Genomic DNA, 18,547 nt, shown 5'->3' with positions numbered 1-18,547 from the left:
CGATCGACCCATGGCCATCACGCCGCTCATGCCCGTTTACACGCGATGCGAAGTGCGGCCGGTGAGGGGAGAGGGTGTCTATCTCTACGGAGAGAATGGCGAGAAGTATCTCGACTTCGCGGCGGGGATCGCAGTGAACCTGCTGGGCCACGGCCACCCGCATCTGACCAAGGCGATCCAGGAGCAGGCGGCGACTTTGATGCACGTGTCGAACCTGTACGGCTCGCCGCAGGGGGAAGCCTTCGCCCAGCGGCTCATCGACAACAGCTTCGCCGACACGGTCTTCTTCACCAATTCAGGCGCCGAAGCGGTCGAATGCGCGATCAAGACCGCGCGCCGCTACCACCACGCCAAGGGCAATGCGCACAAGCATGACCTGATCACCTTCTCCAACGCTTTCCACGGGCGGACGATGGCGACGATTAGCGCCACGAACCAAGAGAAGCTGCGCGACGGATTCGCGCCACTGCTGGCCGGCTTCAAGGTCGTCGAGTTCGACGATCTCGAGGCGGCGCTGGCGGCGATGGACGAGAATACGGCCGGCTTCCTTGTCGAGCCGGTGCAGGGCGAGGGCGGAATCCGCCCGGCCAGCAAGGCGTTCATGCAAGGGCTGCGCAAGGCTTGCGAGGAGAACGACCTGATGCTGGTGCTCGACGAAGTCCAGTGCGGAGTGGCGCGGACAGGGTCGCTCTACGCCCATGAGCAGTACGACATCCTTCCCGACATCATGGCGAGCGCCAAGGGCATCGGCGGCGGCTTCCCGATGGGTGCCTGCCTAGCAACCGAGAAGGCCGCGAGCGGAATGGTGATCGGCACTCACGGGTCGACCTATGGCGGCAACCCGCTTGCGATGGCGGCTGGGCAGGCCGTGTTCGACATTGTCGCGACACCGGAGTTCCTCGCTCACGTCCGGCAGATGGGCGAGCGGTTGCGCTCGGCGCTGGAGCAGATGATCCCCAACCACGACCATTTGTTCGAAAGCGTTCGCGGAATGGGGCTGATGCTCGGGGTCAAGATGAAGACCGACAGCCGGGCATTCGTGAATTGGCTCCGGAGCCGGGGCCTTCTCACGGTCGCCGCGGGCGACAACGTGATGCGGATTCTCCCGCCCTTGAACATCGAGGAACAACATGTCCGCGAATTCGTAGACGCGCTGTCGGCGGCTGCAGCGGACTATGAAGCTCCATCCGTCGCTGCATAAACCTTCGGGGCTCGGCCAAAGGTTTGCCTGGTGGGGGGACAAAATCAGCTGCACCGAGCAAGTGTCCCTCCACCAGTTTTGCCGCCCGGGGCGACGCGCGGCCTGACGTTGTCCCCCTCGCGCTGCCTCCCTATCTAGTCGCGATGCCCGACACTTTGCTGAATCTCGACGTCGCGCTCGGCGTCACCATTCCGGCGCGCAATGCGCGCGGACGACTCGCGCGGCTCGGCCCGGTGCTGGATTCGATCCTCGCCAATCACGGCTATCCGCAGGCCATCGAGCGGCTGCTTTCGGAAGCGCTGGTGCTGACCGCGCTGCTGGGCACGATGCTCAAGGAGCCGGAGGGGCAGGTGACCGTCCAGGCGCAGACCCAGGACGGAATCGTCGACCTCCTCGTGTGCGATTATCTTGGTGGCCAGCTTCGCGGCTACGTGAAGCATGACCCCGAGCGCCTTGCCGACGCCGGGCCAAACCCGTCGCTCCAGTCGCTGTTCGGCAAGGGTTATCTCGCGGTGACTTTCGACCACCCCAACGTCGACGAGCGCTACCAGGGCATTGTGCCCCTTGAGGCGGAAAGCCTCGCGCGGGCGGCGGAGAGCTTTTTCGCCCAGTCGGAGCAGATCCCCAGCATCGTCAGGCTTGCGGCGGAGAAGAGGGCCGGCGGCTGGGTTGGCGGCGGGCTGCTGTTCCAGCATCTGCCCGAAGGCGAGGAGGGCCGAGATCGGCTTCACACCAGGCTCGACCATCCCGACTGGCCGCACGTCGCGATCCTGGCGGGTTCGGTAAAGCCGGAGGAGCTGACCGACCCCGCGATCGCTCTCGATGACTTGACCTGGCGGCTGTTCCACGAGGAAGCGGAGGTGCGCACGCTCGACCCGCTGCCGCTCTCCAAGGGCTGCCGCTGCGATCCCGATTACGTGCGCTCGGTCATCGCCCGATTCCCGGCCGAGGAGCGCGAGGCGATGGTCGGCGAGGACGGCATGATCCGAGTCGACTGCGCGTTCTGCTCGACCAGCTTCCCCATAGCTCTCGAAGACGTGTCGGAGACTAAACGGTAACGAAATTTGTGGTAAGGTGCAGTTCGTGAACGGTAATTCTCGCCTGTTGGCCGCGAGCACGGCCCTCCTTGCCGGAGCCGGCCTGGTCGCCGCCGCGGGTCCGTCGGCGCTGTCGCAGGCCCAGGGCGGCTTGTGGGAGGTCGCTCGCTCCGGAAGTCCGCCCGTTCGCCTGTGCCTCGCCAATCCGCAGGTGCTCGCCCAGTTCGAGCATCGCCGGGCCAGTTGCAGCCGGACCGTGCTTCGCGACTCGGGGCTGTCGGCCAGGATCCACTATACTTGCGGCGGAGGCGGTTTCGGGGAGAGCAACCTGACGCTCGTGACTCCGCGTTCGCTCCGGGTGGAAACCCAGGGGATCACCGGCGACGGGCCGTTCAAATATGTTTTCCAGGCGCGCCGAGTGGGCGATTGCCCGGGCCATTAAGGCCCCGTTTAACCAACATCGATTAGGAAGACACTGTGCCGGGTTCGGCACGCTTTCCTCCCGAATCGAGCAATGCTCGGTTACCTGGGCCGCCCTTCCACCGGGATGGGCGGCCCTTCTTTTGTCGCGGCTGGCGAAGTAGAGGGCGCGCCGTGCTCTATTTCGTCATCAAGGCTCTGCTTTCGGGCGCGATCGTCGCAGCGGTGTCGGAGATCGCCCGGCGCTATCCGACCTGGGGCGGGCTGGTCGCGTCGCTTCCACTGACCTCGCTGCTGGCGATGCTGTGGCTGTGGCGAGACACAAGCGACCCGGAGCGAGTTGCCGGACTGTCCATGGGCGCCTTCTGGTTCATCCTCCCGTCGCTTCCGATGTTCGCCGCTCTTCCGGCGCTGCTTCGCTGTGGAGTCGGCTTCTGGCTGTCGCTTGCGATCGTCGTCGCCGGGACGCTGGCGCTTTACGCGCTCATGTTCTGGGCGGCGCCCCGGCTGGGGCTGAAGCTCTGATGCGCAAGGCGGTGGTCCTGCTTTCGGGCGGGCTCGATTCGATGGTGACCGCGGGAATCGCCCGCGAACAGGGGTTCGACGTCCTCGCGCTCACGGTGAACTACGGGCAGCGCCATTCGGTCGAGCTGGCCGCGGCGAAAGCTATCGCGGGCGAGCTCGCGAGCGAGCATGCCGTGCTCGATCTCGACCTGAGGAAGTTCGGCGGGTCGGCGCTTACTGGCGACATCGACGTTCCGAAGGGCGGCGTCGGCGACGAAATACCCGTCACCTACGTTCCCGCCCGCAATACCGTGTTGCTTAGCCTGGCGCTCGCCTGGTCGGAGGCGGCGGGCGCCCGGGACCTATTCATCGGAGTCAACGCGCTCGATTATTCCGGCTACCCGGATTGCAGGCCGGAGTTCATCAGCGCCTTTGAAAAGCTGGCGAACCTCGCCACCAAGGCGGGCGTGGAGGGCGGCGGTTTCACGCTCCACGCGCCGCTTCAGGCCATGACCAAGGCCGACATTGCTCGCGAGGCCGGCCGGCTCGGCCTCGACGCGGGACTGAGCCACAGCTGCTACGATCCGACACCGGACGGTCGACACTGCGGCCTCTGCGACGCGTGCAGGTTGCGGGCGAAGGGGTTCGCCGAGGCGGGGCTGCCGGACCCGACGCGCTACGCGGAGCGGCCGGGCGAATGACCTACGCGGTCAAGGAACTCTTCCTGACTCTCCAAGGCGAGGGTGTGCAGGCGGGGAGCCGCGCGGTGTTCCTGCGCTTTGCCGGCTGCAACTTGTGGTCGGGACGCGAGCAGGACCGGGCGGAGGCGCAGTGCGGCTTCTGCGACACCGACTTCGTGGGGACGGACGGGCCAGGCGGCGGCAAGTTCGCGGACGCCGAAGCACTCGCCGATGCCGTCGAGCGAAAATGGGGCGAGGGTAGGGATGCCCGGCTGGTGGTGATCACCGGCGGTGAGCCGATGCTCCAGTTGGACGAGGCGCTCGTGTCGGCGCTCCACGACCGCGGCTTCCGAGTCGCGGTTGAAACGAACGGGACCTTGCCGGCCGTCGCGGGCCTCGACTGGGTATGCGTCAGCCCCAAGGCCGGCACGGATGTCGTTCAGCGGAGCGGGGATGAGCTGAAGCTGGTCTGGCCGCAGCCCGGAATCGATCCTGCCGAGCTGGAAAGCTGGGATTTCGACCACTTCCTGGTCCAGCCGATGGACGGCGAGGATGGAAAAGCGGCTACCGATGCGGCGATCAGGCTGGCGATGGAGCGGCCGCGGTGGAGGCTCAGCCTCCAGGCTCACAAGGTGGTCGGCCTGGCCTAGTCGGAATCGTTGCCCGGTGTGCCCGGCTCGTCGGGCTCGAACGCCGGCTTGCTCTTGTTCGAGCTGCTGTTGTCGGAGCGGTTGTCGGCGTCGTTGCCAGCCAGATCTTCGTTGAACGTATAGTTCACGTCGGCCGCCATGTCGGCGTCCGCGCCGGTGGCAGCGTCAATGGCAGTCGTGTCGTTGACCGCGGTGATGCTCTCGGCGCCGCTATCGCCGCCGATCGCGCTATTGTTGGTCGGCGCATTCCCCGAGCAGGACGCAAGCGCCAGCGATGCCAAAGCCAGGATCATGCGCATCGAATCTCTCCGCATCTTCGAAACGACTATCGCAAAAAAGAGGCTGCCGGGCGAACCCGGCAGCCTCGCATGCAAAACGGCTCCCGAAGGAGCCGCGCATTACATGTTGGTCGTGGTATTCGTCGTGGTGGTCGTCGTCGTCGTGTTCGTGTCCACCGCGTTCATGTCGGTCGTCGCGTTCATGTCGACGGCGTTCATGTCAACGGCATTCATGTCGTTCTCGACAACGAGATTCTCAGCAGTGAGATTCTCGACCGCCATATTGTTGTCGGCGTTGTTGTTGCTGCTGCAAGCTGCAACCGCCAGGGCCGCACCGGCGACCAGGATAAGAGCACGCATTCAAAACTCCCTATTTATTGCGATCTGCAGCGGTCGCCCGCTTCGCAAATCGCACTCAGCATAATCTGAACGGCTCGTCACCATCAAGAGACTTGATTTCATTTATCCCAAGTCACTGAGAAAAAGACGAAACGACCGTTTCAGGCAGGCATCAACGCGCGACATCGGCGTTTCTATCCCGCATTGAGCGAGGCTCGTGACCCCGAAATCGGCGATGCCGCACGGGATGATTCCGTCGAAATGGGCGAGGTCCGGCGCGACGTTGATCGAAAAGCCATGAAGGGTCACCCAGCGCTTCACCCGGATTCCGAGCGCGGCGATCTTTGCTTCGGCCGGTCCTTGCCCGACCCAGATGCCGATCCGACCGGGCGCCCGGTGGGCGGAAACGCCCAAATCGGCGAGCGTGGCGATGAGCCAGCCTTCGAGACCGTGGACCAGCTTGCGGACGTCGCGGCCGCGCTTTTCGAGGTCCAGCATCACATAGCCGACCCGCTGGCCCGGCCCGTGGTAGGTGTACCGGCCGCCGCGGCCGGCTTCGTAGACCGGGAAGTTCAGTGGATTGATGAGCTCGGCCGGGTCGGCGCTGGTGCCGGCGGTGAACAGGGGCGGGTGCTCGAGCAGCCAGACGCATTCGCTTGCTTCGCCCGATCGGATGGCGGCCGCACGCTGCTCCATGAAGGCGAGGGCCTCCTCGTAAGGCACAGGCGATTCGCTGGCCCGCCATTCGACGCCGTCGATCCGCTCCATCGCCCGGCAGATGGCGTAGCGCCGCGCCGGCGGCAAGATTGCAACGGCAGGGCCGCCCCCGCATAACGCTTGAAACATCAGGGGGAATCGATGGCCGAACTTTCCATTTCGCGCGCCTGGGAGGAGACCAAAACCGTTCTCAGCCGCGAAGGCCGCCTGCTTTCCCCGGTCGCGCTGGGACTTGTGGCGATCCCGGTTGCAGTCGCGAACTTCTTCGCACCAGTGGTCGGGAACGAGGCCATGACGCCGGGCGGCTGGGTCGCGATCCTGATCGTGTCGCTGATCGTCTTTGCCACCGGCTACCTGGCTCTGACCCGCCTGGCCATGTTCCACCAGGAAGAGGTTCGTGCGGCAATCCGCCATGCCGTGAGTCGCCTCTTGCCCTTCCTTGCGTCAGCTGTGCTCATCACCTTCGCACTGATCCTGTGCGCATCCCTGGTCGCCGCAGCCTCGGCCCCGAACGTAACGCAGCTCGAGCAACTCGCCGTCGGGGCACTCTTCCTGCTGTTGCTCGTGCTAAGCCCGCTCTTCGGGCGCCTGATGCTCCTCGGGCCGGTTTCGGTCAGTGAGATGGGCGGCCCAATTCACCTGATCAGGCGCTCCTGGTCGCTTACCCGTGGGTACACTTTTGTGCTCATGGGCACGTTCCTGCTGTCGATCATCGCGCTCATCATTCTGGAAATTGCCGTCGGCTTCGGCTCGCTGATGCTTGCGGCGGTGCTGTTTGGCCCGGTCTCGTCCCTGTCGGCGAGCAAGCTGGTCGTTGCGCTGGTCGCGGGCCTGCTCCGAAGCGTCGAATTCACAATCATCGCGGCTATGCTCGCGCGGATCTACCTTCAGCTGGCGGGACGCGATTCCATGGACATCGGAGTGCCCAGAAGCGGGACCTGAGGAGCGCTGTCGGGCGGAAGTATGCCAAGCAGGCGCGGGTCGCGGAAACGCTCGACGGCAAAGCGGCACGGCCTGAAGCCGGCGGTTCGATAGGCGGGAAGTGCTGCCGGATGGTCGAGCGTGCAGGTATGCACATGGACCCGCCGGATCCCGTCACGCCAGGCGAGCTGCAGGGTTTCCGCCAGCAGCCAGCGTCCGTGACCGCGCCCGGCAAGCTCGGGCAGCAGTCCGATGAAGGCTATCTCGCATTCGTTGGCCTCGCGGAAATCCAGCTCCAGCATTCCGATGTCGGTACCCAGTTCGTCGATCACCACGTAAAGCTCGACGGCTTCGTCCTGGATGATCGCCGCAAGCTCGGCGTCGGTCATCGTCAGGCGCGAGAACCATAGCCAGTGCCGGCCGATCCGCCGGAACAGCTGGCGGTATTCGCCGGGATCGGGATTGTGAATCCGCCGGAAGGAAAGGGACGACGCCGGAACCTGGTCCGTGGGCGGCTTGCGCATCTCGAGGAAGGTGACGACGGCGGCCAGCTGGCCTTCCGGAAGCGGCTCGTAACTCATTTCCACCTCGCAAGCGGGGGAAGACTCATCAGGATCGCATCGATGTTTCCGCCGGTCTTCAGGCCGAATAATGTGCCGCGGTCGTAAAGCAGGTTGAACTCGACATAGCGGCCGCGAAACTCGAGCAGCCGCTCCATGTCCCCCACGCTGAAGTCGCTTGCCATCCGCTTTCGGACGATCTTCGGGAAGATGTCGAGGAAGGCCTCGCCGACGTCCCGGGTGAAGGCGAAATTCTGGTCGAATGTGGGCCCTTCTCCGGGCTCATGGCATTCGAGATGGTCATAGAAAATTCCGCCGACTCCTCGCGAGACTCCGCGGTGGGGCAGGAAGAAATAATCGTCCGCCCATTTGGAGAAGCGCGGATAGAAGGTCGGGTCGTGGGCCGCGCAGGCGGCACGGAGCCGCGCGTGGAAGGCCTTCGTGTCTTCTTCGTAAGGGATCGCCGGATTGAGGTCCGCGCCGCCGCCGAACCAGCGTTTGGTGGTGGCGAGGAATCGCGTGTTCATGTGCACCGCAGGGACGTGCGGATTGGCCATGTGTGCGACGAGGCTGATCCCGGTGGCGAAGAAGGTGGGATCTGTTTCATCGGCTCCGAAGATCGTCGCCGCGAACTCGGGCGTAAATCGGCCGCCGACCGTCGATACGTTTACCCCGACCTTTTCGAAGACCTTGCCGTTCATTTGCGAGCGGACACCGCCGCCGCCGGCGCTGCCGCTTTCGTCGGGCCGCTCCCACGACGTCCGCACGAAAGACGAGTCGGACCCGGCCTCGCGCTCGATCTCCTCGAACGCTGCGCAGAGGCGGTCGCGGAGGCTTTCGAACCAGTCCTTCGCGGCCTGCTTCTGTTCGTCCAGCTTGAGCATGGCGAGGTCTCTAGCGCCAGCGGCGGGCCAGCGGAACCGCTTGCCTGCGACCGCCAAATGTCTAGCATCCGACGTCCACCGGGGCTGGGGGGAATTCACGATGCTTCTTGCTCTTCTCGTCCCGCTCGGCCTGGCGATTCTCCTATTTACGTTCGTCCTGGTGCGAGCGGCCATCGCCGAGCGCGCCGCGCCGACTTTCGAATCGATGGTGCTGGGGGCGGTCGTCAGCTTCTTCGACACACTCGGGATCGGATCATTCGCGCCGACGACGGCGTGGATGAAGTTCCGCAAGCTGGTGCCCGACCGACTCATTCCGCCGACGATGCTGGTGGGCCTCAGCCCGCCGGCGATGGCCGAAAGCGTCATCTTCCTGATCCTGCTCGGCGTGATGGTCGATCCCACGCTTCTGTTCGGCTGCGCGGTGGCGGTGCTCCTGGGAGGCCTTGTCGGGGCGCCATTGGTCGCCAGGGCGCAGGTGTGGATCGTTCAGCTGGTTGTGGCGATCGGACTGGTCCTCGCGGCCATCGCCTATGCGTTGACCAACCTTCAGTTGATGCCCGGCGGCGGGACCGCGAGTTCGCTTCCGATCGGCCTTACGATCGCCGCGATCGCTGCCAATTTCGTCTTCGGCGTGCTGCTCAATTTCGGAGTCGGCAATTATGCGCCGACGCTTGTTACCCTGAGTCTGATGGGAATGAACCCGCGCCTGGTTTTCCCGATCATGGCGGCCGGCGCGGCGATGATGGGCGCGGGCGCTTGCGTCCGTCACATCCAGATGCGGAACATTGACATTCGAGTCGTCGTCGGCCTGGGGATCGGCGGAGTCCCCGCCGTCCTGGTCGCGGCGTTCCTGGTCAAGGAGATGCCGCTCCAGCTGCTCCGGTGGCTGGTTATCCTCGTCGTCGTCTATGCGGCCGCGATCATGTTCCGGGCGTCGTGGCTGGCTCGCAAGAGCGAGAATGGACCCGCCGAGGCCGCTCCGCTCGTGCTTTGACGAATCCGCCCCTTGGCAGTGCGGGATGTGGTCGCTATCAGGCCCGCCAATCGCCTTAGGGGGTCCCATTGGGCGGACCGCCACTAGTCACAAGGGTAGGCATGGCTGACGTTCCGGTTACGGCTGGCGAAGGGGTTCGCCGTCGCGATTTCCTAAATGTCGCCGCGGTCAGTTTTGCCGGAGTCGGCACCGTCGCGGCGGTCGCACCTTTGCTCTGGCAGATGGCGCCGCCGGCGGACGTCCTCGCTCTGTCGACGACCGAGGTCGACATCTCCAAGATCCAGCCGGGACAGGGCATCAAGACGGTCTGGCGCAAGCAGCCGGTCTTCGTCCGCAACCTGACTCCCAAGGAAATCCAGGAGGCGCAGGCAGTCCCGCTGTCGGAGCTTCGTGATCCGGAAACTCTCGGCCAGCGCACCAAGCCGGGCAAGGCGAACTGGCTGATCACGCTTGGCGTCTGCACCCACCTGGGCTGCGTTCCGCTGGGAATCGGCGAAGGCGAGAACCGCGGCCCGTTCGGCGGCTATTTCTGCCCGTGCCACGGCTCGGCCTATGACACCGCGGCCCGCATTCGGCAGGGGCCGGCACCGAAGAACCTGATGGTTCCCGAATATGAATTCACTTCGCCGACCACCGTTCGGATCGGCTGAGGGGGCGCACGAAGACAATGAGCTTTTCCTGGGCAAAGACCTACGAACCCAAGCATCCGTTCATGCGCTGGCTGGACGACCGGCTGCCGCTTCCGCGCATCGTGTACGGCGCGACGGGCCCCGGCTATCCGGTCCCGCGAAATCTCAATTACTGGTGGAACTTCGGAGTCCTCGCCGGGATCTTCCTGACGATCCAGATCGTCACCGGGATCGTGCTGGCGATGTGGTATTATGCGACCGCCGACGGCGCCTTCAATTCGGTCGAGCACATCATGCGCGACGTCAACGCCGGCTGGCTCCTGCGCTATTCGCACGCCAACGGCGCGAGCTTCTTCTTCCTGGTCACCTACATCCACATTTTCCGCGGGCTTTATTACGGGTCGTACAAGGCGCCGCGTGAGCTGGTGTGGATGCTCGGGCTGGTCATCTACCTGCTGATGATGGCGACCGCCTTCATGGGCTACGTCCTTCCCTGGGGGCAGATGAGCTACTGGGGAGCGCAGGTGATCACCGGCTTCTTCTCCGCATTCCCGCTCGTCGGAGAGCCGCTGCGCATCTGGCTGCTCGGCGGCTATGCGCCGGACCAGGCAACGCTGACCCGCTTCTTCTCGCTCCACTACCTGCTTCCGTTCGTGATCGCAGCGGTCGTGGTGCTTCACATCTGGGCGCTGCACATCCCGGGGTCGAGCAACCCCACGGGAGTAGATGTGAAGGACGAGAAGGACACCTTGCCGTTCCATCCGTTCTACACGGCGAAGGACGGCTGGTTCGCCGCTCTGATCCTGCTGGTTTTTGCGCTGTTCGTCTATTTCATGCCCAACTCGCTTGGGCATCCGGACAATTACATTCCGGCGAACCCGCTCGCGACCCCGGCGCACATCGTGCCCGAATGGTATTTCTGGCCCTTCTACGCGATCCTTCGATCCTTCACCGTCGACTTCGTCCTCGCGGCAAAGCTGTGGGGCGTGCTGGCGATGTTCGCCTCGATCCTGCTGCTGTTCTTCCTGCCGTGGCTCGACAAGTCGCCCGTTCGCTCGGGCAACTACCGGCCGGTGTTCAAGCGGCTGTTCTGGCTGCTGGTCGCCGACGTCCTGGTCCTGGGCTATGTCGGCGGAGCGCCGATCACTCCGTTCAACATCGCGCTCGGCCAGATCTCCTCAGCTTATTACTTTCTGCATTTCCTGGTGATCCTGCCGCTGGTTTCGAAGTTCGAGACGCCGCTGCCGCTGCCTCGGTCGATCACAGAGTCGGTTTTGCACGGAGAGGCGCAAGAAAGTGCACCCGCCGGAATCAAACCCGGCACAACCACCGTTGCGCGGTAAGGGGATCGCGGTGATTTTCGTTCGCCCAATCAAGTATATTGTCGGCCTGGCCTTCGCCCTGGTACTCCTGGTTTCGCTCTTCGCGGGAGTGAAGGAATATTTCTCCAACCCGCCGGAGCCGCTGCCGGAATCGGAGTTCCACAAGGAGCCGAAGGCGCTCCACCTCGCCAGTGACGGTGCCTTCGGCCGGTTCGACAAGCAGCAGCTCCAGCGCGGATTCCAAGTCTACAAGGAAGTCTGCTCGGCCTGCCACAGCATGAACCTGGTCGCGTTCCGGAACCTGGAGGCGCTCGGTTACAGCGAGGCCGAGGTGAAGGCGATCGCCAACCAGTGGCAGACGGAAGTCCCGTCCATCAATCCGGACACCGGCGAGACGGCGACGCGCAAGGCCATCCCCGCCGACCATTTCCCGAGCCCGTATCCGAACGAAATGGCGGCTCGTGCGGCGAACAATAATGCGGTTCCGCCGGACCTGTCGCTGATCACGAAGGCACGTGAAGGCGGGGCGGCCTATGTCTATTCGCTGCTGACCGGCTACCGGAACCAGGAAGGCTACAGGAACGAGAAGGGCGAGCTTCTCCTGCAGAAGTTCCCGACGGCGAAGACGCCGCCGAACCTGCACTTCAATCCCTATTTCGCGAACCTCAACCTCGCGATGCCGCCGCCGCTCGCGAGCGACGGGCAGGTCCAGTTTGCCGACGGCACCAGACCAACGGTCGACCAGATGGCGAAGGACGTCTCGGCCTTCCTGGTGTGGACTGCCGAGCCGAATCTGGAGCGCCGCCACGCCGCCGGACTCGCGGTTGCCATCTTCCTGCTGCTGGCGACGATCCTGGGCTATCTCGCCTATCGGAACACCTGGGCGGAGGCGAAGCGCGCAGTCCGCGTCACTGGCCCCCTGGATCCGGAGAACAAGGCGAAGCGCCGCCGCGCGAGCGACAACGCGGGCGTGACCCGCTAGGCGACGGCCTTCGAGTGGCGGTACTTAGGCCCCGCCCGCCGTTCAGCGGCGCGACATCAAGGAACGCGCAGTCTCCTCCGCGCATTGAGTGAATTATCCTCGCGTCTGGAGGTATTTATGCGCGCACGTCTTGCAATTCTCCTCGCCGGCGCCGTCGCCCTCGGCGGCTGCGCCTATGGCTACGGCGGCTACGGCTCGCCCTACAGCGGTCTGTCGGTCGGCGTCGGCTACGGCTCCGGTTACGGAGGCTATGGCGGCTACGACAGCTACTACGGCGGCTATCCGTACAGCGGCTATGGCGGCTACGGCTACGGCGCCCCCTACTATGGCTGGTACGACAATTATTATTACCCGGGCAGCGGCTATTACGTTTACGATTCGTACCGCCGCCCCCACGTTTGGAGCGACTCGCAGCGCCGCTATTGGAGCAGCCGCCGCGACCGCGCTCTGGACACGACGCGCAACCATAGGTCCACGACCCGCGATCGCAGCTCGACGACGACCAGCAAGCAAACCGTCCTTCGGGAAAACTGGAGCGGCTTCGAACGCCGCGACGGCGATACCCGCAAGGTGCGTACCGACCGCCGCGAGCGCCGCTCGGACGACAGCCGACCCCGCTAGGGTTGGTTGGAGTCCGGCCGCCGCCGGATCAGGACGATCGACTTGAACCGCATCACCGGGACGTCGTCCTGGTTGGTGACGGTCGTCTCCGTCCGAAACGAGCCCATGTCGGGCTTGCTGCGCGAGGGAGTCTTGTGGGCGATCTTGCCGCGAACGTGCAGGGTGTCGCCGGGATAGACAGGCTTCAGCCAGCGCAGCTCGTCGATTCCGGGTGAGCCGAGGCCGGCCTGTTCCTCGTTCACGACCTTGCGGGCGATCACTGCCATCGTCATCGCGCAAGTGTGCCAGCCGCTCGCGGCGAGCCGGCCGAAGTGGGTCTTGGCCGCTGCCTCGTCAGAGAGGTGAAACGGCTGCGGGTCATACTTGCGGGCGAATTCCAGAACTTCGTCGCGAGTGACCTCGTAGGAGCCGAAATAGGTCTCCGAGCCGATTTCCAAGTCTTCGAAATAGATCATTGGCGCCGCAATAGCGGGGTGCGGGTGAGCGCGCTACACAGCGCTCGTGGCCACTCCAGCTCCGTTACCGGGACATTTCCACCCGCGCCTCATCGAGGCCGCGATCGCGCTCAACGAGAACAGGCTCGACGTTGCCGAGCGCCTCCTGAAACCGCATCTCCAGGAGGACCCTTACGATGCGCGGGCGATCCGGATGCTTGCCGAGCTTGCAGCGCGTATCGGCCGGTTCCGGGACAGCGAGACCTTGCTCCGGCGGGCGGTCGAGATCGCTCCCGGCTGGGCGGCGGCCAAGTCGAACCTGGCGCTGATCCTGGGGCGAATGGGCCGGCCGGCCGAAGCGATGGAGCTGCTCGACGATGTCTTTGCCGCCGAGCCGGAGGGCCTGAGCCACTGGAACCTGAAAGCGGCGACCTTGGGCCGGCTCGGCGACTTCGAGCAGGCGATCAAGCTGTATGAAGACGTGTTGGAGCGGGTGCCGGGGCAGCCCAAGGTCTGGATGAGCTACGGGCATATGCTCAAGACCGTTGGCCGGCAGCCGGAAGGAATCGCCGCCTATCGCAAGGCGATCGAGCTCGAGCCGACGCTGGGCGAGGCATGGTGGAGCCTGGCGAACCTCAAGACGGTCAGCTTCGACGACGGTGACGTCGAGGCGATGCGCGAGGCTATCGACTCACCGGGCCTGGCCGACGAGGACCGGCTTCACCTGGAATTCGCGCTCGGCAAGGCGATGCACGATCGGCGGCAAACCGACGAGGCGTTCGCTCATTATGCGCGCGGCAATGCGCTTCGGCTGAAGCGGGAGCCGTACCGGGGCTCCGAGGTCACGAAGCTGGTCGACGAGAGCATCGAGGCGTTCACGGCCGAATTTTTCGCCGAGCGTCGCGGCGGCTGCGAGGCGGCCGATCCCATCTTCATCGTCGGGATGCCGCGAGCGGGATCGACTTTGATCGAGCAGATACTCTCCTCCCACAGCCTCGTGGAAGGGACGTCCGAGCTTCCGGATCTTCCTGCCGTGGCACGGAAGGAGGGACGCTACCCGCAATCGATACTGGAGCTGGACGAGGCCGAGCGTCGTCAGCGGGGCGAGGAATATCTGAAGCGCGCCAGCGTTCAGCGGCGGACTGCCAGGCCCTTCTTCATCGACAAGCTCCCGAACAACTGGATGTTCGTTCCGGCGATCCAGCTGTTCCTTCCGAACGCCAGGATCATCGATGCGCGCCGGCACCCGATGGCCTGCTGCTTCTCCAACTTCCGCCAGCATTTCGCGCGGGGGCAGAACTTCGCCTACGACCTCGACGACCTCGGGCACTATTATGCGGATTACGTGCGGCTGATGGCGCACGTCGACTCGGTCCTGCCCGGGCGGGTCCACCGCGTGATCTACGAGCGGATGGTGGATGACACCGAGTCCGAGGTCCGGGCGCTCCTCGATCATTGCGGGCTCGACTTCGAGCCTGGGTGCCTGGAATTCCACAAGACGGAACGCGCGGTCCGGACCGCCAGCTCTGAGCAGGTGCGCCGGCCGATCTATCGCGATTCGACCGACGAATGGCGCGCTTATGAAGCGCACCTGGGGCCGCTGAAGACGGCCCTCGGCGACGTGGTCGAGGCTTATCCAGCCGCCCCCGCGTCTCTCGCGCAACGGTAGCGCAACAATCGTGTGAACGCCCCGCAACTGCCGTTGACAAGCGGCCGGCGCTCTGTCGCAATAGCCGTTCGTTGCAAGGGGGCTCGCAATGATGATTGGCAAGACTCGCGCGCTGACTTTGGCGCTGTTCTCGACGACCGTGCTTTCAACCTCGGCCTGGGCGCAAACGACGACGCCCGCACCCGTCGACGCGACTCCGCAGACGCCGCAGACCCAGTCGCCGGCGCCGGGAACGAACGCCACCGACGTCACGTCCAACCCGAACGTGCAGAAGGCCCAGGACGGGCTGGTGCCGGACGGCAACGAGATAATCGTTACAGCGACCAAGCGCGAGGAGCGCCTTCAGAACGTCCCCCAAAGCGTTATCGCTCTCGGCACGCGTCGGCTCGACCAGCTAAACATCTCGAATTTTGAGGAATATACCAAGCAACTCCCGTCGGTGAGCTTCAACACGTCGCAGTCTGGCGGCGCGGTCATCTACATGCGGGGCGTGGCGACCGGCGGCGACGGCAACCATTCCGGATCGCTTCCCTCGGTCGGTGTCTATCTCGACGAGCAGCCGGTGACGACCATCGGCGGAGCGCTCGACGTCCACATTTACGACATCGCCCGAATCGAGAGCCTGGCAGGACCGCAGGGCACGCTCTACGGCGCGTCGAGTGAAGCCGGCACCATCCGGATCATCACCAACAAGCCCGACCTGACCGCCACCTACGGGCGGGTCGACGCCGAGGTGAACACCGTCCAGCACGGCAGCATCGGCGGAAAGCTGGAAGGGATGATCAACATCCCGATTTCCAACAACATCGCCTTCCGCGGAGTGGCATTTTACCACCGTGATGCCGGCTTCATCGACAACGTGCCCGGAAGCCGCACCTATTGCGGCGATCCCGTGACGATCCCGGACCCCGACGCGCCGCCGCCTGCGACCATCACCGTCGGCTGCTTCCACAACGGAATTACCGTCAACAACACGCCCTTCCTGAAGGACAACATCAACGAGGGCACCGATTACGGCGGACGCGCGGCGCTCAAGATCGACCTCAACGAAAACTGGACCGTCACTCCGACGATCATGCATCAATATTCGAAGAACGAGGGCTTCCCCGGCTTCGATCCGACGTTGGGCGACCTGAACGTGCAGCGGTTCCGCGGCGACGAGTTCAGCAAGGACCAGTTCACCCAGGCGGCGCTCACGGTCGAAGGCAAGATCGCCAATTTCGACCTGACCTATGCGGGCGCCTACATGGACCGCCCGACCTATTCGATCGGCGACTATACCGATTACAGCGACGCGTACGACGCGGCCTATGAAAGCGCCGGCGGCCTCGCCAACTATTTCTATTTCCAGGACTCCGCCGGGAACACGATCGACCCGCGCCAGCACATCCTGGGCAAAGAGCATTTCAAGAAGATGAGCCAGGAATTGCGGATCTCGACTCCGCACGAAGGACGGCTGCGGGCGATGGTCGGCGCGTTCTACCAGCGCCAGACCAACCGGATTTACCAGAATTACCTGGTCGACAATCTCGACCCCAATCTTTCGGTCAACGGTTGGCCGGGAACGCTGTGGCTGACCCTTCAGAACCGGAAGGACCAGGATTGGGCGCTGTTCGGCGAGAGCGAATTCGACGTGACCCCAACGGTGACGTTGATCGCCGGCGGGCGCTTGTTCAAATATGACAACAGCCTGTTCGGCTTCGCCGGGTTCGGAAAGAACCCGGGCTTCCTCGAGAATCCACCTGACGGTTTCGACAACCCGCCGCCGAACGGTGCCGGCGGAAGCTCCGGCGTCCGGCGCTGCCTGACCGTGAACGGCTTGCAGCTTCGCGACGACGATGGGTCGGAGCTCGCAAGCGGGGGAATTCCCGGCACCCCCTGCACCAACGTTGGCGAAGTGGTGAACGGCAAGGCCGTGCCGCGCGAGAGCAAGGGCGACGGCTTCACCCACCGCCTGAGCGCGCGGTGGAAACCGCAGAAGGACCTGATGTTCTACGCGACCTGGTCGCGCGGCTTCCGTCCGGGCGGGATTAACCGGCAGCCCAATGCTCCGGCGTACGATTCCGACTTCCTCACCAATTACGAGATCGGCTGGAAAACGGGCTTCGGGCCTCTCACCTGGAACGGCGCCATTTATCACCAAGTGTGGAAGAAGTTTCAGTTCAGCTTCCTCGGCGAAAACAGCCTGACCGTCATCCAGAACGGCCGCGACGCGAAGATCGACGGCGTTGAGACGGACGTTTCCTATGTCCGTGGCGGGCTGAGCCTGAATGCCGCCGCGGCCTATACGGATGCACGGACGAGCGGTGCGATCTGCAACGTCAGCTTCGACACAGCGAAGGGCTGCGACACGTTGTTCATCAACGACCCTGCCGATCCGGACGACGACGTCCAGGACTTCGTCGTCACTCCGTCCGGAGCGAGGTTGCCGGTCACGCCGAAGTTCAAGGCGACCGCGACCGCGCGCTACACCTGGCCGGTGTGGATGGGCAAAGCGCATGTGCAGGGGAGCCTCGCCTATCAATCGTCCGCGAGCGTCGACATTCGTCACGACATGGGCGGCGGCGTGAATCCGAACGACTATCTCGGGCGGCTCCACGCCTTCACAGTCGTCGATCTGTTCGCCGGCTATGAATGGGACCGCTACAGCGCGGAACTGTTCGTCAGCAACTTCTTCGACGAACGCAACCAGCTGGCGCGGTTCGTGGCCTGCAGCATCTGCACCCGGACCTATATCCTGCCGGGGCAGCCGCGGACGATCGGCGTGAGGCTGGGCGCGAGATTCTAGCCGGCACTCGGGCCCTCAACGCGATCGACGCGTTGAGGGCTGCGTGACAGAAGAGCGCAACAAGGGACGGCCATCGCTGGCGACCGCAATCGCTTCGGCGGTGCTGGCGATCATCTGGTTCGAGATGCTCAGCCTCGGCACCGGCGGGCTCGACGACAATATCCTTCGCACCATCTACGCAGGCGGACATCCCGTACTGGTCGCGGTCGCGAAGGGATTCACCTTCCTTGGAACCTGGCAATTCGGGATTGCCGCGGTGGTCGCGGGAATTGCCCTGTTGGTGGTCATCGGGCGAAGGCGGGCGGCGCTTGCAGCCGCGCTGGTGATCGCGCTGGGGCGCCTGCTGGTGGAGACCCAGAAATATGCGATCGCGCGGCTGAGACCGGCAGATGAGGTACATCTGGTGCCGGTCAGCACCCCGTCCTTTCCAAGCGGCCACGCGGCCAATTCGACGATCGTGTGCCTGACCTTCGCGATCCTGTTTTTCGCCAACACGAGGTGGAAGCGGCCGGCGATCGCCGCCGCGCTGCTGCTCGCTTTCTGCATCGGCCTTAGCCGCGTGATGCTTGGGGTCCATTGGCCGACCGACGTGATCGGAGGCTGGTCGTTCGGCCTGCTGTGGGTAGTGCTGACGCTGCCCTGGGCGGAACGGCTCGCCCATGACGGCCGGATGAGGTAACCTGCGGCCTCCTGACTGGGGAGGGCAGAATGAAGCGTTCGACACCGTTCACCTGGATCGCGGCCGCCATTTTCGCGGTGATGGCGATCGCTCACATCTATCGGCTGATCCAGCCGTTCGACGTGACCATCGGCTCCTGCGTGCTTCCGCAGTGGGTAAGCGCCGTCGCTGCCGTCATCACAGCTGGCCTGAGCTGGATGCTGTGCCGCGAGGCGAGGGGAACTTCCGGACTTTAGAG

22 protein-coding genes are annotated in these 18,547 nt (G+C 64.4%); 16 read left to right on the top strand and 6 right to left on the bottom strand.

The window, feature by feature from the left end; genetic code table 11:
* The first annotated feature begins 10 nt into the window (after positions 1–10).
* The 6 genes from LZ519_RS04700 (at position 11) to queE (ending at position 4,492) form a co-directional block, all read left to right on the top strand.
* A complete protein-coding gene (locus LZ519_RS04700; protein ID WP_249867561.1) occupies positions 11–1,201 on the top strand; it encodes an aspartate aminotransferase family protein in 1,191 nt (396 codons plus the stop codon).
* Positions 1,202–1,344: 143 nt separating this feature from the next.
* Entirely contained in the window at positions 1,345–2,259 is a 915-nt protein-coding gene (hslO, locus tag LZ519_RS04695; RefSeq protein ID WP_249867560.1) for an Hsp33 family molecular chaperone HslO, read from the top strand.
* Positions 2,260–2,284: 25 nt separating this feature from the next.
* Complete coding sequence (locus tag LZ519_RS04690) at positions 2,285–2,680, top strand: DUF3617 domain-containing protein (RefSeq protein ID WP_249867559.1); 396 nt, start codon at positions 2,285–2,287, stop codon at positions 2,678–2,680.
* A gap of 152 nt (positions 2,681–2,832) precedes the next feature.
* On the top strand, positions 2,833–3,183 hold the full coding sequence (locus LZ519_RS04685) for a DUF3147 family protein (protein WP_249867558.1): 351 nt from the start codon (positions 2,833–2,835) through the stop codon (positions 3,181–3,183).
* Positions 3,183–3,863 carry a 7-cyano-7-deazaguanine synthase QueC gene (gene queC / locus LZ519_RS04680; protein ID WP_249867557.1) on the top strand — a complete coding sequence of 227 codons (681 nt, stop codon included), beginning with the start codon at positions 3,183–3,185 and terminating at the stop codon, positions 3,861–3,863. Before LZ519_RS04685 ends, queC begins: the two co-directional genes overlap by 1 nt.
* The gene (gene queE, locus LZ519_RS04675; RefSeq protein WP_249867556.1) at positions 3,860–4,492 is read left to right on the top strand and encodes a 7-carboxy-7-deazaguanine synthase; all 633 of its coding nucleotides are present in this window, start codon (positions 3,860–3,862) and stop codon (positions 4,490–4,492) included. The genes queC and queE overlap by 4 nt, the downstream gene beginning before the upstream one ends.
* Here queE and LZ519_RS04670 read toward each other — a convergent pair.
* The 3 genes from LZ519_RS04670 to lipB all read right to left on the bottom strand — a co-directional run bounded on the left by LZ519_RS04670 (position 4,489) and on the right by lipB (position 5,877).
* Positions 4,489–4,791, bottom strand: coding sequence for a hypothetical protein (locus LZ519_RS04670; protein ID WP_249867555.1), 303 nt, complete (start codon positions 4,789–4,791; stop codon positions 4,489–4,491). The genes queE and LZ519_RS04670 overlap by 4 nt on opposite strands.
* A gap of 99 nt (positions 4,792–4,890) precedes the next feature.
* The gene (locus LZ519_RS04665; protein WP_249867554.1) at positions 4,891–5,130 is read right to left on the bottom strand and encodes a hypothetical protein; all 240 of its coding nucleotides are present in this window, start codon (positions 5,128–5,130) and stop codon (positions 4,891–4,893) included.
* Between the two features lie 102 nt (positions 5,131–5,232).
* Positions 5,233–5,877, bottom strand: coding sequence for a lipoyl(octanoyl) transferase LipB (gene lipB / locus LZ519_RS04660; RefSeq protein WP_249868862.1), 645 nt, complete (start codon positions 5,875–5,877; stop codon positions 5,233–5,235).
* Positions 5,878–5,967: 90 nt separating this feature from the next.
* On the opposite strand from lipB, the gene LZ519_RS04655 reads away from it, so the two are divergent.
* Positions 5,968–6,768, top strand: coding sequence for a hypothetical protein (locus tag LZ519_RS04655; protein ID WP_249867553.1), 801 nt, complete (start codon positions 5,968–5,970; stop codon positions 6,766–6,768).
* Here LZ519_RS04655 and LZ519_RS04650 read toward each other — a convergent pair.
* Positions 6,714–7,328, bottom strand: coding sequence for a GNAT family N-acetyltransferase (locus tag LZ519_RS04650; protein ID WP_249867552.1), 615 nt, complete (start codon positions 7,326–7,328; stop codon positions 6,714–6,716). The two genes, LZ519_RS04655 and LZ519_RS04650, sit on opposite strands and share 55 nt — an antisense overlap.
* The gene (gene hemF, locus LZ519_RS04645; RefSeq protein ID WP_249867551.1) at positions 7,325–8,191 is read right to left on the bottom strand and encodes an oxygen-dependent coproporphyrinogen oxidase; all 867 of its coding nucleotides are present in this window, start codon (positions 8,189–8,191) and stop codon (positions 7,325–7,327) included. The genes LZ519_RS04650 and hemF overlap by 4 nt, the downstream gene beginning before the upstream one ends.
* Positions 8,192–8,291: 100 nt before the next feature.
* Between hemF and LZ519_RS04640 the strand changes: the two genes are divergently transcribed.
* The 5 genes from LZ519_RS04640 (at position 8,292) to LZ519_RS11705 (ending at position 12,739) form a co-directional block, all read left to right on the top strand.
* Complete coding sequence (locus tag LZ519_RS04640; protein WP_249867550.1) at positions 8,292–9,185, top strand: TSUP family transporter; 894 nt, start codon at positions 8,292–8,294, stop codon at positions 9,183–9,185.
* A gap of 101 nt (positions 9,186–9,286) precedes the next feature.
* A complete protein-coding gene (petA, locus tag LZ519_RS04635) occupies positions 9,287–9,835 on the top strand; it encodes a ubiquinol-cytochrome c reductase iron-sulfur subunit (protein WP_249867549.1) in 549 nt (182 codons plus the stop codon).
* A gap of 17 nt (positions 9,836–9,852) precedes the next feature.
* Positions 9,853–11,157, top strand: coding sequence for a cytochrome b (locus LZ519_RS04630; protein WP_249867548.1), 1,305 nt, complete (start codon positions 9,853–9,855; stop codon positions 11,155–11,157).
* Between the two features lie 10 nt (positions 11,158–11,167).
* A complete protein-coding gene (locus tag LZ519_RS04625) occupies positions 11,168–12,118 on the top strand; it encodes a cytochrome c1 (protein ID WP_249867547.1) in 951 nt (316 codons plus the stop codon).
* Positions 12,119–12,235: 117 nt separating this feature from the next.
* Positions 12,236–12,739 carry a hypothetical protein gene (locus LZ519_RS11705; protein ID WP_431358082.1) on the top strand — a complete coding sequence of 168 codons (504 nt, stop codon included), beginning with the start codon at positions 12,236–12,238 and terminating at the stop codon, positions 12,737–12,739.
* On the opposite strand, the gene LZ519_RS04615 is transcribed toward LZ519_RS11705, so the two are convergent.
* Positions 12,736–13,194 (bottom strand): MaoC family dehydratase, encoded by a 459-nt coding sequence (locus LZ519_RS04615; RefSeq protein WP_249867546.1) that lies wholly within the window; start codon positions 13,192–13,194, stop codon positions 12,736–12,738. The two genes, LZ519_RS11705 and LZ519_RS04615, sit on opposite strands and share 4 nt — an antisense overlap.
* Positions 13,195–13,240: 46 nt before the next feature.
* Between LZ519_RS04615 and LZ519_RS04610 the strand changes: the two genes are divergently transcribed.
* The 4 genes from LZ519_RS04610 to LZ519_RS04595 all read left to right on the top strand — a co-directional run bounded on the left by LZ519_RS04610 (position 13,241) and on the right by LZ519_RS04595 (position 18,545).
* Positions 13,241–14,842, top strand: a complete 1,602-nt coding sequence (locus LZ519_RS04610; protein WP_249867545.1) for a tetratricopeptide repeat-containing sulfotransferase family protein — start codon at positions 13,241–13,243, stop codon at positions 14,840–14,842.
* Between the two features lie 88 nt (positions 14,843–14,930).
* The gene (locus LZ519_RS04605; protein WP_249867544.1) at positions 14,931–17,630 is read left to right on the top strand and encodes a TonB-dependent receptor; all 2,700 of its coding nucleotides are present in this window, start codon (positions 14,931–14,933) and stop codon (positions 17,628–17,630) included.
* 43 nt (positions 17,631–17,673) lie between these two features.
* Positions 17,674–18,309, top strand: coding sequence for a phosphatase PAP2 family protein (locus LZ519_RS04600; RefSeq protein WP_249867543.1), 636 nt, complete (start codon positions 17,674–17,676; stop codon positions 18,307–18,309).
* A gap of 29 nt (positions 18,310–18,338) precedes the next feature.
* Positions 18,339–18,545, top strand: a complete 207-nt coding sequence (locus LZ519_RS04595; protein WP_249867542.1) for a hypothetical protein — start codon at positions 18,339–18,341, stop codon at positions 18,543–18,545.
* Positions 18,546–18,547 lie beyond the last annotated feature (2 nt).

The organism is Sphingomonas anseongensis, from assembly GCF_023516495.1.
GTDB lineage: Bacteria > Pseudomonadota > Alphaproteobacteria > Sphingomonadales > Sphingomonadaceae > Sphingomicrobium > Sphingomicrobium anseongensis.
This window is presented reverse-complemented; position numbering and strand designations above follow the sequence as displayed.

Bases quoted from the DNA above. Each gene is read 5' to 3' on its own strand.
- LZ519_RS04700 (WP_249867561.1), top strand. From the start codon at position 11: ATGGCCATCACGCCGCTCATGCCCGTTTACACGCGATGCGAAGTGCGG.
- hslO (WP_249867560.1), top strand. From the start codon at position 1,345: ATGCCCGACACTTTGCTGAATCTCGACGTCGCGCTCGGCGTCACCATT.
- queC (WP_249867557.1), top strand. From the start codon at position 3,183: ATGCGCAAGGCGGTGGTCCTGCTTTCGGGCGGGCTCGATTCGATGGTG.
- queE (WP_249867556.1), top strand. From the start codon at position 3,860: ATGACCTACGCGGTCAAGGAACTCTTCCTGACTCTCCAAGGCGAGGGT.
- LZ519_RS04670 (WP_249867555.1), bottom strand. From the start codon at position 4,791: ATGCGCATGATCCTGGCTTTGGCATCGCTGGCGCTTGCGTCCTGCTCG.
- LZ519_RS04665 (WP_249867554.1), bottom strand. From the start codon at position 5,130: ATGCGTGCTCTTATCCTGGTCGCCGGTGCGGCCCTGGCGGTTGCAGCT.
- lipB (WP_249868862.1), bottom strand. From the start codon at position 5,877: ATGGAGCGGATCGACGGCGTCGAATGGCGGGCCAGCGAATCGCCTGTG.
- LZ519_RS04655 (WP_249867553.1), top strand. From the start codon at position 5,968: ATGGCCGAACTTTCCATTTCGCGCGCCTGGGAGGAGACCAAAACCGTT.
- LZ519_RS04650 (WP_249867552.1), bottom strand. From the start codon at position 7,328: ATGAGTTACGAGCCGCTTCCGGAAGGCCAGCTGGCCGCCGTCGTCACC.
- hemF (WP_249867551.1), bottom strand. From the start codon at position 8,191: ATGCTCAAGCTGGACGAACAGAAGCAGGCCGCGAAGGACTGGTTCGAA.
- LZ519_RS04640 (WP_249867550.1), top strand. From the start codon at position 8,292: ATGCTTCTTGCTCTTCTCGTCCCGCTCGGCCTGGCGATTCTCCTATTT.
- petA (WP_249867549.1), top strand. From the start codon at position 9,287: ATGGCTGACGTTCCGGTTACGGCTGGCGAAGGGGTTCGCCGTCGCGAT.
- LZ519_RS04630 (WP_249867548.1), top strand. From the start codon at position 9,853: ATGAGCTTTTCCTGGGCAAAGACCTACGAACCCAAGCATCCGTTCATG.
- LZ519_RS11705 (WP_431358082.1), top strand. From the start codon at position 12,236: ATGCGCGCACGTCTTGCAATTCTCCTCGCCGGCGCCGTCGCCCTCGGC.
- LZ519_RS04615 (WP_249867546.1), bottom strand. From the start codon at position 13,194: ATGATCTATTTCGAAGACTTGGAAATCGGCTCGGAGACCTATTTCGGC.
- LZ519_RS04605 (WP_249867544.1), top strand. From the start codon at position 14,931: ATGATGATTGGCAAGACTCGCGCGCTGACTTTGGCGCTGTTCTCGACG.
- LZ519_RS04595 (WP_249867542.1), top strand. From the start codon at position 18,339: ATGAAGCGTTCGACACCGTTCACCTGGATCGCGGCCGCCATTTTCGCG.